A 10,717-nucleotide genomic window follows, 5' to 3' on the forward strand; every position below is an offset into this window, starting at 1 on the left:
CGGCACCAATAAGGAAACCGCCCATCGCGCCACCGCCAGCAGCACCGAGGGTTATCCCTATTGATGTGCTCATAAATTATTTGTTCTCTTGATTTAATAGAAGTCCACCAGCTACAGAAGCTAGTGTGGGTTAATGAATTCAGTTGATATTTAGGTTAAGTTAGAGGTTCAGCCCTATGTTACTTACTGAAGGAATGGCTGATTAACTTCTAAAAAATAGGAATACCATGTCAGAAAAACTACCACATCCAGAATATGAACCATCCGAGGCGGCATACAGGCTTATAGTTGAATTAATTAGGTCTGGTGAATATAACCGCACTAACACGAGCTCTACATCTAGTGTCATTATTAAAACTTTTGATGAACTTAAGGCTCATTTTGAGAAAAATAAAAAAGACACTAACTTTGATAATATAAACTAACAAATGCGTTTTTAATGTCCTGAGCCAATCTCTCCATTGGCTCTTTTTCCATATGAGGTCTATCCATAATTAATCGAGATAAACAATTAGCAGCAACCAATTGAATATCAGCGGGTAAGTCTTCAAATTTCATAACTACCTCTCTTAAATAGAAAAAGGCCACGCAATGCGCAGCCTAGATATGATTAATTACAATTACTTAAGCGAAGCCACCATTAACTCGAATTATTTGTGAGTTTATCCAGCTACCTTCTTTGCTCACTAACATTGATACGACATTAGCAATTTCTTCAGGGGTTCCAATACGCTCTAAAGGGCTTAATTTAGCAATTGCAGCAATTTGATCTTCATTTTTACCATTAAAAAATAAATCAGTTCCTGTTGGCCCCGGAGCGACAGCATTAACAGTTATATTGCGACCCCTTAATTCATTTGCAAGAACATGAATTAAGCCTTCCACGCCAGCTTTTGATGCAATATAGGGTCCATAAGTTGGAAATGATTTTGCAATTACACTGGTAGTAAGGGCGACAATCCGCCCTCCATTGACAATATGCTCAGCGGAATTAGCAAGAACAAGGAAAGCACCACGTAGGTTTGTACTAATGACCTTATCAAATTCCTCCAATCCATCAGGGGTTATTTTAGCTAGTGGCATTATTCCCGCGCTATGAATCACAACATCGAGCTTACCCATGAGCAGCATGGCATCAGAAAACAACCTAGCTACATCATTCTCGTTGGAAATATCAGCTTGAATTGCAACAGCACTTCCGCCTTTAGCCTTAATTGTCGCTACAGTTTCTTCAGCACTAACTACATTTCCTGAATAGTTAATGATAACTGTGTAACCATCTTCAGATAACTTTTCTGCAATAGCTCGCCCAATACCTCTGGATGCTCCAGTAACCAATGCTATTTTATTTTGATTTGCACTCATTATTACCTCGAAATTACGCAAGAAAAGTTGATAGCGTACAATATCCAGCTTTCTGCTCAACATCAAGTTGTGCTATTCAACTGAATTACAAACAATATTTGCCCCATTGCTTGGTATAACCGAGCATATGAAATTAACTTAAAAAAATTACGTACGATAATGTTTTCATATAGTTAAGTTACAGGTTAGTATTTTTACAAATGCAACCGTACATAGTTTTTGCCATACGACCAGTTTATTTGGTCATAAAAAAATAGCTTCTTAAATAATCGATGCTGCCACACACCATTTTCTTTACCATATTTAATAAATAATGGAATATCACGAAGTGCATTATAAAATATAGTCGCGTGGTCATATCCCATTACGGTAATATCTATATAGGTTTCATTCCGATTGACGTAGCGACCATCCACCATTAGATTAAATATATACTTCATAGCTTGGTAGCCATCGGCTTTTTTGTTGGCCCTCTCTATTACAGCCTTTCTTTTTTCATTGGCTATATAAGCATCGTTAACAGCCTTTATGTCGTCGATAGTCATATAGGTAGCCCTTGGAATAATTTTTGGAATATTTTGTTGCTCGAAATGGTGTTGTGGAGGCATACGCTGAGAGTGTATGCGTTCAGGTTCCCCATGGCGTGTGTGCTTCTATCCTGATAAGTACAGATAACCCATGCGAGTTAGCCAATCAGCCTTGGCATTCTCCACAATGGAAACTCTACTCGCTTTAATGCCGCTATGTGCAAGATAGAAGCTAGAAAATAGAGTTTTCATTATGTGAACTCAATCGCTTTCATAAATTTACCTTAAGTGAAATTGATGGTATAAGTAAGTTGACTAGCGTTGCTTTAGTTACTTTCTGCTTATTGATTCACTTTATAGCCACCACCTTCGGGTGGTATTTTTTTGTCAAAAATAAAGCCCCACCAAGGTGGAGCCTTATTTATACATCGCACATATTATTCATAAACATTTTGTGATTTTTTTGGTAATTAAACAGTCTAACTGATGTTCGTTGAATTACCTTTGTTCAATGATAATAGACTAAAATTTAAACTTATCCTTTGATGACTGTCACGTTATGACTGTGTGCTTCTGATATCGCTTTCTGTTATTTATGTTCTGCCGTTGAGTGGTCGCGCCGCTCACATACGCAACAATGGCGATTCAAGTATTGCTCGCCCTCAAATTTATCACTCAAAGCTATACCATCTGGTAAAAGTGCCCATGCAACATAAAAACTATGAGGGCTCATTATCTCACCTGGTGAATAGTAAACTCCGATAAAGCAATCATCTTCATCTTTATCGACTTGAATATAGCCGATGTGCCAACCATCGCACGGATTAAGCACAATGACTTCTCTACCATCTAAATCTTCGGTTGGTAATTCGCTGGCTGGCCTGAACGCTAATTCGGTAGGTATTTGCATTGATGAGCCTCAGAAAGCAAAAAAGCCGCACTAGGCGACCTCTTAATAATTATGTAGTTTAATCACTCTGCACTAGCAACACTGTATACACGGTACTATTCATCTATCCGAAAAAATTATTTGTGGTTAATGTTATACCCAATTTTCCATAAACAAGACCAGTAATGAAACGACAAAAATCACCACTAAATATTGCATCCCAACCATAAAATCTAAAAAACGATTAACTGCTTTCACAAATCCCTACTTTTTCACATGAACGACCGAACAAATTGTAACCAATCAACCCACCAAAATCCATATAAAAATAAGAGAAATTACATGGCAAAAAACCCGTCATTTCTGACGGGTTTGATTAGGGTTGATGTTCTTACAACTGATGTAGTTCGCAAATTAAATATAGTTCACTATTGAAATTGTACAAACTCAACTCTTCAGCTACTAATTACTTTACCCAATGTGGAATAGCGACAAATAGAAGAACTAATACCAGTGCAGCTACCGCTACCTGTAATACATTAAAGATCCCCATAAATACAATCCCTTTATGACTAATAATTGTTTACTACTTGGTTGTTATATAAAAGTAGCAACATTTTACGCATTGTAAAGAATTGTACATATCAAAAGCAAAAAACCCGACATTACTGACGGGTCTATAGCACAATCACAATTCAGGAGGCTATGGTATATTTCCACTTCGGGTAGGCATTCTTTTCAGGACTATTAATTCAATTTGTACCCATACTCTGCACATTGCTCAATAACACTGCGATACTTATATTCATTATCACCAACAAGGACAACTCGGCGTAAGTCAATGTGATCTATGGGCTCAGGCATTGAAAGGAGAAAAGGAATTGCCTCTTTATTTGATTTAGCGACTGAACCGCAGTATGCATCATACGGATTAGCAATCATTTTCCCGAGGTTGAACTTTGCAGATGCTGGTAATTTAAGGTGTTTTTTTATTAAGTTAGTTACCTTAGTCTCTTCTTCCTTAGTTAGGCCTCTTTCCGCTGCTAAAGTACTACTCGATACAACCATAATCGAGATAGCCAGTAATGCTGAAAATAATTTACTCATTTAATTATCCTCCATTAAATATAAACATCAAATATCTATTTAATTTAGGACGCTAATATTAATAAAGACTAAATAATGAGGCAATCAAAAACCCCGCATTGCGAGGTTTCATTCTATAAGTTCGGTTACAACGTATTCACTCTTATCACAATAACATCGAATTTGCGTAGCGCACTAATACTTTTTTACCATCTATCGCTTTTACGTTGTTAATAACCTCAGAATCCATTTCTAGGGTTACACCCAGCATGGCTAAGCAACCGTCAACAAAACCTTCAGCAACTTGCATCATTTGCCGAATTCGCCCCTCGCTCATTTTCCATTCCTTGGCAATATTGCGTTTTGACACCCCATAAAGATAATGCAAAACAATTAATTCTAACTCTTCCTCTTTTCTAACTTGCCGTAGCTTCGCAATAACGCTATCAATAATTATCCCGTCATCATCACTGCATGACTCTCTTGATGGTTCTTTGTTTGCAATTAGGCCTTTAAAGCCTGCAGCAATATGGGAATAATCGATGCCCGGATTATCACTCGTCCAACCTGCCCATTTTTGTAAAACCAACTGAATATCTCTCATGCAAAAAGTCTCCTGCGTTCCGCACAACGCATTAACCGAAAACACCCAGACCGATTGAACGGTCTAGGAATCGAATTAAAAAAATTAATTGACTACCGTGCTCCCTTTCCCATCCGTTTGGATCCTTATGCAACTCGCTGTGGTGAATGCGACATAATGGGATAGTGAACAAATCATGAGCCTTAGTGCCCATTCCACCCTGACCATGACCGATTAGATGATGTGCTTCGTGCGCGATGGAATTACAGACACAACATGGTTGTGATTTTACCCACTGCAGGTAGTTATCATTAATCCAGCGCTGTAATTTAGGTTTCAACATTAAGCTAGCTGGTGGCTCGGGGTTGATGGTTAAATTTAATACAGGTTTAGATGCCCGTTCATCACTAACCACGTCGCTGAGGTATTGGTCAGAAAGAGAGATAAGGCCTGATGGTTGATGCTTTAATTCATCAGGTAATGTCGTGATCAGCATTCTGCCATTAAACAAATTTAGGCTTGCTCCTGGTCTAAACATCACAGCCTTAACTTCGGGAATAATGATTGAGCTTAATATCCATTGGTGGCTCATGATATTTTCTCCACTTCTGCATTGAGGGGCTTTATCTCAATTTCAAATCGACCGCCCTTTACGACTTCATGCCATTCAATGACTGCACGCCTAACCTGAACGTCATCACTCCAAACACCAGCATGCGTTAATGCATCAAAAGGCGCTTTCAAGTAATTATCAATATCCATTCTGCGCTTGGACGGTGGGTACATCTTCACAATGACAGATACATGCTCAGTAATTGCTTTCGGTCTTTTGCGTAGCTGTTCGTAGATAGCGGCCATTGCATTTGCACGGAACGCCCGCCCCTTTGCACTGATTAACGTTTTACCGTTGATGTTCCGCCAGCAAGCGTTAACACTAGGAGGAAAAGGTAAAATTAGAGATATTGTATTACTCACCAATTACCCCCTTATTCCATACAGTCACTGCCATTGGCTTATCATTAACATCGGGACCTTTAGCACCGCAGCTATGGCAACGAACGTAGAACCATGTTCTATAGCTATGACTCTCAACTGTCGTGTCAGAGCTATAGCAATAGCGGCAAGTCTGAATTTCAGGCATTTTGTTTTTCACTATCTCACCCCCGCCAGTAACTGATCTAATTGCTTAAGAGGTTGGCTTCCCATATCGCCTATGTAAGCTTTTTCAACAACTTTAATCCCACACTCGAATTGAGACTCAGGCTCGCACTTCTTGATTTCGTCCACTTTTTTAGGCTCGGCTGGTGGCTGCGATTTAAGCTTTGCCTTGGCTTTTATAGCCTGCTGGCGCTCTTTTTCTTGTCTCTCTTTCTCAATTGACTGTTTTAGTTTGGTGATAGCGTATGGCGTCACTTGATAATGGCTCATTGCTTGCCCCTTACCCTCCTTCTTCATTTCACCAAGGTATTTGACGCACCCAAGATCAATCAGGATGACAAGCATTCTTCTGGATAATAATTTGTGATACCCACACTCACCTTTGAGGTGATTTGTGCTAAAGGTGTCGAATTGACGACCTGCTTTAATTATTTCAATGCATTGTTGGTAAGTGTCACGTCTCATGCTGCCACCCCCAAAATTGCTTTGCCTATTTCCATTAAGCGATTCTTTGATACATGCGTGCCTACTGCCTTTGGTTCTACAAATGGACGCCAAATAAGAAGAATCGAGCCCTTACTGTTGCCCTTTTTCTCTTTTCCTGTGTTGGGATCAATAAAATTAATACGGCCATCGATGATAGTTCGAACTTCATCAACGCTTTTTAGCGCCAACGAGTACCAGGATGTTGATTTATCCGCTGGCAATAACATCACTATTGGCTGGTTTTGCTTTGTACATTGTTCCGCAGCTTTAGCGATCCACGGTTTAATCTTGCTATAAGGCGGGTTACACCATATGGCGCCACAACTTACCCAATCGATTTCCAATGCATTCTGTTCTATGGTGAGGAAGTATGGACACAGGGCATTTTGTTCATTTGCAGCAGCATCTAACCAGAAACCAAATTCAAGTGTTAAAGCTTCAAATAACCATTGAGGCGTTTGCCAGCAATCTTTATCCTCTGGCGCGGTATTACTTGAATAAACAGCCATTAGATAACACCCCGCTGCTGGTGGGGCTTCGCAAACATACGAATACGTTTATAGCGTTGCTGAACATTAAAATGCTCAGATACGGAATTTAAATGGTTGAATTTTCTGCATGCAACTAAACCACGGCGGGAATCATTCCAACAGCCACGCAATTCACGAATAGCCCACCAGCGGCGCAATTGATGAAACATGGCGACTAAACCAAAAACGTTAGCCCCGTAAATTTCCTTAGATTCACTACGCATCACGCTGTCACCTCTTTCGCTGCTTGCTCTGCTGCCTGTTGCCAAATCCCCTTCCATGCCGAACGCCCTGCAAATTCATTTAGGCGACCTAGCCCACTTCTGCTAGCCATTTCTTTGGCAATCTCTTGGATCCTGTTAGCTGGCTTCCAACCTGTTGAGAAAATTTGAGTAAATACTGTGTCACGCTCAACTGTATCGATATGAACAACCACCTCACCCGGCTTCAGCCATTTACCGTTAACACATGCAGGTCGGCCTGCTTCATGCCATTTTTGCGCTTTTTCAAAGTACTCCATGCAGTTCTCAGGGCTAAATAATGTTTTCGGGCGCAGATAGTCACTCATTTTTGAGTCATTCAGCCACTTGGCTGTGGTGTAGTCAGTCACCAGAATTAAATCATCAGCGATATAGTTTTCAGCTAGACGGGCTCTGATATGGCCCATAGTGGTTTTCCCATCCCGATAACTTGAATTCGTGACTTTATTGAAATGTTCTAAAACAATCTGTGCATAGTCTGGCTCAGCATGAGCCTGACAAAAAGAGTTACTCTCTGTTGTAATCTCTTGAGTATTCTCTGTAGTACTCTCTGTAAGATCAGGGCAATTTGCCCCGTTCGATGGGGTCATTTTGGTATTATTCGAACGTTTCATTTTGCGCTTATCGATGAGGTTATTTTGACCTGTTCGAACACCCTTGGATGAACTGTTCGATGGGTTCAATTTGACCTCATCGGATAACAACGCATGTTCATAATTTATAGAGTAATAATTTGTGCGGTCATGGGTGCGTTTATTGATTTGCTCAATATTTAATACGCCCAACTTTTTTAAATTGTTAAATGCACGCTTAATTGTCGATTCAGAAAAATACGGGAACTGTTCACGCCATTCTTCAATAGTGTTATAAATCCAGCGATGTCCCTCATGGTCAACGCCAGATGAGGTTTCTGATAGCCAATACTGAACTTGCTGAAGCAATAAAGCCTCATTCAAGCCCAAGCGTACCGCCAACTCAGGTATAACAATCTGTGGGCGTGTTTTAAGTAGTAACAAGCTGCTCATTCCATCACCCTTGTGAATTCGGCTTTAAATTTGTACAAAGGGGCGAAGCATTCATGTTCATAACCGTCACGCAGGAATATGACCCACTGTTTGACTCGGTCATAACGTATGACACGAACACCCCGCTTATCCAGATAAATGCGATTGAGATTATTGGCATCTTCATTGGACATGATCCCCTCTCCCGCAATTGGCATTAAATTCATCTACCAACCACTCAACAAACTTGTAGTTGGTCTCCTGCCGCCCTTCTGGTACCTTTAGTTCATAGACAAAACGACCATCACGGATAGAAACTCTCACTTGCGTTCTACCGCGTAAATTCGTTACACTGCTCATGCTAATTACTCCACACAAAAAGTTGTTAGCAACCGACGCTCGGGACCGCATATCCTGAGCGTCACCCTTTCTTATGTAATTTGATGAATGCATTTATAGCCCCTCTAGTACTAGCAATCGCCCTATCTAATAATTTCATGATGTGATTTTCTTCACTGCTATCCACCCGACCATCTTCTAGTGACTTATCCAGAAACACTGCGAGCTCACCCCGCTTTCCCGCTGCTCTTGACATTAATCGGAACAACTCAGGTTCATCCAGATCCTCTGGCTTGATTTTTTCCACCAGCAGTAAATTTCTTCTTTCCGCGCAATGTTCAGTAAAAAAGTTTGTGTTAGATAAATCCTCCATAGCGAACAAATCATCTAACTCAAAGAACCGACAGCCATTCTTTTCATACAGCTTGTTGTTAAATGTGGTTTCACTAATCCCAAGTGCAGCCGCCATCGCTGAACGCCCACCGGGGTACGCCTTACACATCTCTTTCACGACTTCTTTTAATGTTTGTTTGCACATATCTACAATTCCGTTGTTTTGTTTGTAGTTAACTCGGTTAGTTGGTTTTGCTACTGTTCTGGTAAAGCTCTGGGTTAAATCTCAATTCACCTTTCGTTCTGTAATCAGCCTCCATGGCACGATTTTTCGGAATTAGTTGATTTGGTCGTTTTTTCCATTGGTAAAAAGCTTCGGGGCTTATCCGAAAAAACTCAGCAATTTTATTAGTTGTTCCGAAGTATTTTTCGATCTGCTCTGTAGTCATAACACCTCCTGATTTCTAAGTTAAGTTAGATATTAATTGTTAATTTATATTTGGTCAATAAAAACTAAGATAACTTAGGTTTGTATGAAATGGACTTAGGAATGAGTAAAACTGAAAACACCATCGGAAGCAGAATAAAAGCTTTGAGAGACATCACTAAAACCACCCAAAAAGAACTTGGGAGGTATTGTGGCGTGTCTGATGTTACAGTCGGATATTGGGAGAGAGACCTAAATGCCCCGCGAAGTGATGCTCTATTGAAATTAGCTAGATATTTCAATACAACTGAAGCGTATATATTGTACGGTATTCCATCTAAGCAGGCATCCAACATAATCACGAACGCCCAAAAAGTGCCGATTTTATCTTATGTCCAAGCTGGCAACTTCACTGACTATGCACCAAATCAGATCTACGATGATGATTTAGAGTTTATAGAGACAACCCTTAAAGTATCACCTCTATCATTCGCCCTGCGCGTCATTGGCGATTCTATGACAAACCCTTACGGCTTACCGTCAATCCCAGAAGGGTCAACAGTTATTGTTGATCCTGAAGCTGAGGTTGTCAGTGGTAAATTTGTTGTCGCTAGATTGCAAGGCTCTGATGAAGTTACAGTAAAACGTTATGTTGTTGATGGCCCCAACAAGTTTTTAATGCCACTAAACCCTCGATATAACAACATCCCAATCAACGGTAACTGCGAAATAGTCGGCCTCGTTCGCGGTGTTCAATACGAGCTATAACCTCCCTCCTTAATTTTAATCTAAGTTTTCTTAGATTTTATATTGACACAAATCCTAAGTTGAATTAGTTTATATCTAAGACAACTTAGGAGGTGCTCAATGCAAACTAATTCAAATGAACCAATCGTCACTTTTAGCGTTGCTATGTCGCAAGAAGATGCTGCGGCATGGATTATGGAAAAAGCAGCTGAACTTCAAAAGCTGGCGGCACTTAAAGCTAAGCAAGTCGACCTGCAGCGGCAGCTAGAAAAGCTCGATGAGCAAATATTCGATCAGTCTGAACTTTGCCGGGTCATTATTAATGCTTAATTGAGCTTGAATTTATAAGTTAGCTTTTAGTTGGTGAATGGCGAGTGATGATCGCCAAACGGTTGGGACAAGATAAGCAGCCTAAACGTCCTAAGCAACATATTGGATATGACGTACGTTGATGGAACGGTCGGCTACGATGAAAAACACCGAGGCACTGAGTGGGAATAACATCACCCACCATCAACTAAAAGCTGACTTGATATTTTAACTGTGTGGAGTGTTTGGCATGGGAATGCTTATTTTAACCCGCCGAGTCAGTGAAGAAATCAGGATCGGCGATGATATTAAAATTAAAATCTTAGGGGTCAAAGGAAACCAAGTGCGGATTGGTGTCGCTGCCCCCGAAGATGTATCAGTACATCGTGAAGAAATTTATCAGCGTATCTTAGCTGAAAATAGTATTGCCACTGCTAGTGATTGACCTTGTAGTTTTTGGCGGTATCGCACCGCCCTTTTTCATAATATATAAGGCCACTGATATTCAGTGTTCATACTAGGTAAATATATTCATTATTTGTCAGTGGCTTTATTTATTATTTAATTATTTTTTTATATTTAGCCAACACCAAGGAATTAATTCTCTTTATTAAGAGACGGACTCTTATTATCTAAATTTTGTGTGGAGTATTAATTATGTCTAATGAAAAAAA

General features: G+C 40.1%; 20 protein-coding genes. 3 read left to right on the forward strand and 17 right to left on the reverse strand.

The features are described 5' to 3' along the window. Positions 1 to 402 precede the first annotated feature (402 nt). The 17 genes from AC4IFT_RS21860 to AC4IFT_RS21940 all read right to left on the reverse strand — a co-directional run bounded on the left by AC4IFT_RS21860 (position 403) and on the right by AC4IFT_RS21940 (position 9,009). Positions 403 to 558: a hypothetical protein gene (locus AC4IFT_RS21860; RefSeq protein ID WP_490752790.1), complete on the reverse strand. Its 156-nt coding sequence runs from the start codon at positions 556 to 558 to the stop codon at positions 403 to 405. Positions 559 to 624: 66 nt separating this feature from the next. Beyond that, positions 625 to 1,365, reverse strand: coding sequence for an SDR family oxidoreductase (locus AC4IFT_RS21865; RefSeq protein WP_490752791.1), 741 nt, complete (start codon positions 1,363 to 1,365; stop codon positions 625 to 627). Between the two features lie 194 nt (positions 1,366 to 1,559). Next, entirely contained in the window at positions 1,560 to 1,910 is a 351-nt protein-coding gene (locus AC4IFT_RS21870; RefSeq protein WP_490752793.1) for a hypothetical protein, read from the reverse strand. Between the two features lie 571 nt (positions 1,911 to 2,481). Beyond that, positions 2,482 to 2,802: a hypothetical protein gene (locus tag AC4IFT_RS21875; RefSeq protein ID WP_490752794.1), complete on the reverse strand. Its 321-nt coding sequence runs from the start codon at positions 2,800 to 2,802 to the stop codon at positions 2,482 to 2,484. A 726-nt stretch (positions 2,803 to 3,528) separates the two neighbouring features. After that, positions 3,529 to 3,888 (reverse strand): hypothetical protein, encoded by a 360-nt coding sequence (locus AC4IFT_RS21880; RefSeq protein ID WP_490752795.1) that lies wholly within the window; start codon positions 3,886 to 3,888, stop codon positions 3,529 to 3,531. Between the two features lie 145 nt (positions 3,889 to 4,033). Continuing rightward, on the reverse strand, positions 4,034 to 4,471 hold the full coding sequence (locus AC4IFT_RS21885) for an antiterminator Q family protein (RefSeq protein WP_490752796.1): 438 nt from the start codon (positions 4,469 to 4,471) through the stop codon (positions 4,034 to 4,036). A gap of 31 nt (positions 4,472 to 4,502) precedes the next feature. Continuing rightward, on the reverse strand, positions 4,503 to 5,042 hold the full coding sequence (locus AC4IFT_RS21890) for a DUF968 domain-containing protein (RefSeq protein ID WP_490752798.1): 540 nt from the start codon (positions 5,040 to 5,042) through the stop codon (positions 4,503 to 4,505). Continuing rightward, positions 5,039 to 5,425: a RusA family crossover junction endodeoxyribonuclease gene (locus AC4IFT_RS21895; RefSeq protein WP_490752800.1), complete on the reverse strand. Its 387-nt coding sequence runs from the start codon at positions 5,423 to 5,425 to the stop codon at positions 5,039 to 5,041. Before AC4IFT_RS21895 ends, AC4IFT_RS21890 begins: the two co-directional genes overlap by 4 nt. Continuing rightward, positions 5,418 to 5,603, reverse strand: a complete 186-nt coding sequence (locus AC4IFT_RS21900) for a hypothetical protein (RefSeq protein ID WP_490752801.1) — start codon at positions 5,601 to 5,603, stop codon at positions 5,418 to 5,420. Before AC4IFT_RS21900 ends, AC4IFT_RS21895 begins: the two co-directional genes overlap by 8 nt. Further along, positions 5,603 to 6,073: a hypothetical protein gene (locus AC4IFT_RS21905; RefSeq protein ID WP_490752803.1), complete on the reverse strand. Its 471-nt coding sequence runs from the start codon at positions 6,071 to 6,073 to the stop codon at positions 5,603 to 5,605. Before AC4IFT_RS21905 ends, AC4IFT_RS21900 begins: the two co-directional genes overlap by 1 nt. Further along, on the reverse strand, positions 6,070 to 6,603 hold the full coding sequence (locus AC4IFT_RS21910) for a phage N-6-adenine-methyltransferase (protein WP_490752805.1): 534 nt from the start codon (positions 6,601 to 6,603) through the stop codon (positions 6,070 to 6,072). The genes AC4IFT_RS21905 and AC4IFT_RS21910 overlap by 4 nt, the downstream gene beginning before the upstream one ends. Next, on the reverse strand, positions 6,603 to 6,848 hold the full coding sequence (locus tag AC4IFT_RS21915; protein ID WP_490752807.1) for a hypothetical protein: 246 nt from the start codon (positions 6,846 to 6,848) through the stop codon (positions 6,603 to 6,605). The genes AC4IFT_RS21910 and AC4IFT_RS21915 overlap by 1 nt, the downstream gene beginning before the upstream one ends. Further along, on the reverse strand, positions 6,848 to 7,909 hold the full coding sequence (locus AC4IFT_RS21920; RefSeq protein ID WP_490752809.1) for a conserved phage C-terminal domain-containing protein: 1,062 nt from the start codon (positions 7,907 to 7,909) through the stop codon (positions 6,848 to 6,850). The genes AC4IFT_RS21915 and AC4IFT_RS21920 overlap by 1 nt, the downstream gene beginning before the upstream one ends. Further along, positions 7,906 to 8,082 carry a DUF4222 domain-containing protein gene (locus AC4IFT_RS21925; protein ID WP_490752811.1) on the reverse strand — a complete coding sequence of 59 codons (177 nt, stop codon included), beginning with the start codon at positions 8,080 to 8,082 and terminating at the stop codon, positions 7,906 to 7,908. The genes AC4IFT_RS21920 and AC4IFT_RS21925 overlap by 4 nt, the downstream gene beginning before the upstream one ends. Continuing rightward, on the reverse strand, positions 8,072 to 8,248 hold the full coding sequence (locus AC4IFT_RS21930; RefSeq protein ID WP_490752813.1) for a hypothetical protein: 177 nt from the start codon (positions 8,246 to 8,248) through the stop codon (positions 8,072 to 8,074). The genes AC4IFT_RS21925 and AC4IFT_RS21930 overlap by 11 nt, the downstream gene beginning before the upstream one ends. Before the next feature lie 61 nt (positions 8,249 to 8,309). Next, positions 8,310 to 8,765: a YmfL family putative regulatory protein gene (locus tag AC4IFT_RS21935; RefSeq protein ID WP_490752814.1), complete on the reverse strand. Its 456-nt coding sequence runs from the start codon at positions 8,763 to 8,765 to the stop codon at positions 8,310 to 8,312. 37 nt (positions 8,766 to 8,802) lie between these two features. Continuing rightward, the gene (locus AC4IFT_RS21940; protein ID WP_219248243.1) at positions 8,803 to 9,009 is read right to left on the reverse strand and encodes a Cro/CI family transcriptional regulator; all 207 of its coding nucleotides are present in this window, start codon (positions 9,007 to 9,009) and stop codon (positions 8,803 to 8,805) included. Between the two features lie 101 nt (positions 9,010 to 9,110). On the opposite strand from AC4IFT_RS21940, the gene AC4IFT_RS21945 reads away from it, so the two are divergent. The 3 genes from AC4IFT_RS21945 to csrA all read left to right on the forward strand — a co-directional run bounded on the left by AC4IFT_RS21945 (position 9,111) and on the right by csrA (position 10,488). Then, positions 9,111 to 9,755: a LexA family protein gene (locus tag AC4IFT_RS21945; protein WP_219248245.1), complete on the forward strand. Its 645-nt coding sequence runs from the start codon at positions 9,111 to 9,113 to the stop codon at positions 9,753 to 9,755. A 99-nt stretch (positions 9,756 to 9,854) separates the two neighbouring features. Next, on the forward strand, positions 9,855 to 10,064 hold the full coding sequence (locus AC4IFT_RS21950) for a hypothetical protein (protein ID WP_210814749.1): 210 nt from the start codon (positions 9,855 to 9,857) through the stop codon (positions 10,062 to 10,064). Positions 10,065 to 10,299: 235 nt separating this feature from the next. Then, positions 10,300 to 10,488 carry a carbon storage regulator CsrA gene (gene csrA, locus AC4IFT_RS21955; RefSeq protein WP_490752817.1) on the forward strand — a complete coding sequence of 63 codons (189 nt, stop codon included), beginning with the start codon at positions 10,300 to 10,302 and terminating at the stop codon, positions 10,486 to 10,488. Positions 10,489 to 10,717: the final 229 nt, after the last annotated feature.

Source organism: Providencia sp. UF-183 (assembly GCF_058246155.1).

Bases quoted from the DNA above. Each gene is read 5' to 3' on its own strand.
- AC4IFT_RS21905 (WP_490752803.1), bottom strand. From the start codon at position 6,073: ATGAGACGTGACACTTACCAACAATGCATTGAAATAATTAAAGCAGGT.
- AC4IFT_RS21875 (WP_490752794.1), bottom strand. From the start codon at position 2,802: ATGCAAATACCTACCGAATTAGCGTTCAGGCCAGCCAGCGAATTACCA.
- AC4IFT_RS21920 (WP_490752809.1), bottom strand. From the start codon at position 7,909: ATGAGCAGCTTGTTACTACTTAAAACACGCCCACAGATTGTTATACCT.
- csrA (WP_490752817.1), top strand. From the start codon at position 10,300: ATGCTTATTTTAACCCGCCGAGTCAGTGAAGAAATCAGGATCGGCGAT.
- AC4IFT_RS21890 (WP_490752798.1), bottom strand. From the start codon at position 5,042: ATGAGCCACCAATGGATATTAAGCTCAATCATTATTCCCGAAGTTAAG.
- AC4IFT_RS21860 (WP_490752790.1), bottom strand. From the start codon at position 558: ATGAAATTTGAAGACTTACCCGCTGATATTCAATTGGTTGCTGCTAAT.
- AC4IFT_RS21935 (WP_490752814.1), bottom strand. From the start codon at position 8,765: ATGTGCAAACAAACATTAAAAGAAGTCGTGAAAGAGATGTGTAAGGCG.
- AC4IFT_RS21880 (WP_490752795.1), bottom strand. From the start codon at position 3,888: ATGAGTAAATTATTTTCAGCATTACTGGCTATCTCGATTATGGTTGTA.
- AC4IFT_RS21930 (WP_490752813.1), bottom strand. From the start codon at position 8,248: ATGAGCAGTGTAACGAATTTACGCGGTAGAACGCAAGTGAGAGTTTCT.
- AC4IFT_RS21950 (WP_210814749.1), top strand. From the start codon at position 9,855: ATGCAAACTAATTCAAATGAACCAATCGTCACTTTTAGCGTTGCTATG.
- AC4IFT_RS21925 (WP_490752811.1), bottom strand. From the start codon at position 8,082: ATGTCCAATGAAGATGCCAATAATCTCAATCGCATTTATCTGGATAAG.
- AC4IFT_RS21940 (WP_219248243.1), bottom strand. From the start codon at position 9,009: ATGACTACAGAGCAGATCGAAAAATACTTCGGAACAACTAATAAAATT.
- AC4IFT_RS21865 (WP_490752791.1), bottom strand. From the start codon at position 1,365: ATGAGTGCAAATCAAAATAAAATAGCATTGGTTACTGGAGCATCCAGA.
- AC4IFT_RS21910 (WP_490752805.1), bottom strand. From the start codon at position 6,603: ATGGCTGTTTATTCAAGTAATACCGCGCCAGAGGATAAAGATTGCTGG.
- AC4IFT_RS21870 (WP_490752793.1), bottom strand. From the start codon at position 1,910: ATGACTATCGACGACATAAAGGCTGTTAACGATGCTTATATAGCCAAT.
- AC4IFT_RS21885 (WP_490752796.1), bottom strand. From the start codon at position 4,471: ATGAGAGATATTCAGTTGGTTTTACAAAAATGGGCAGGTTGGACGAGT.
- AC4IFT_RS21945 (WP_219248245.1), top strand. From the start codon at position 9,111: ATGAGTAAAACTGAAAACACCATCGGAAGCAGAATAAAAGCTTTGAGA.
- AC4IFT_RS21915 (WP_490752807.1), bottom strand. From the start codon at position 6,848: ATGCGTAGTGAATCTAAGGAAATTTACGGGGCTAACGTTTTTGGTTTA.